The 599-nt window shown below is 76.8% G+C and carries 1 protein-coding gene; it reads left to right on the top strand.

Features of this window, described 5'->3' with window-relative positions:
* A partial coding sequence (locus tag ACYVE9_RS30155) for a hypothetical protein (protein WP_461031030.1) occupies positions 1-599 on the top strand: 599 nt, incomplete at both ends.

Genomic DNA, 599 nt, shown 5'->3' with positions numbered 1-599 from the left:
CGCGGTGACGGGCGGGGTGCTCAGCACGGCGGTGCTCGTGGCGCTGCTGGGTGCCGCGCCCGCGCGGGCCGAGAGCGGCAGCTCGGTGCCCGCGTCACGGTTCGTCGGTACTCCGTTCACCGTCGACACCACCGTCCGCACCGCGCAGGTGAAGGCAACCCGGGCCGCACGGGCGCACGCACGGGCCAGGCAGGCCGCAGAACGGCAGCAGCGCACGGTGTCGCGGCTGAACCGCTCGCTGCACGCCACCCGGGCGGAGTACCAGGGACTGCGGCGGGTGATCGGCGCGGCAGCCGCGGAGCAGTACCGCACGGGCATGGGCACGTTGCTGCCCGGCGCGCGGCTGGTGCTCGCCGACTCGCCGGAGGAGTTCCTGGCCCGCTCCGCCATCCTGGAACGCGGCAACCGGGCTGCGGAGCAGTTCCGGAAGACCGTGCGCCGTGCCGAGACGGAGATCGCCCGGAAGCGCGGGGCCGCGGACCGGGCCCTCACCCGGCTGCGGCGGGAGCAGGCCCGCAAGCGCGCGCTCGCCGTACACCTCGCCGCCCAGCTGAGCCGGGCCCGGCTGGAACGGGCCCAGCGGCTGAGCGGCAGGGCCC

Source organism: Streptomyces sparsus (genome assembly GCF_054776295.1).
Note: the sequence above shows the minus strand (reverse complement) of the source record. Positions and strands in the feature narration are given on the sequence as shown.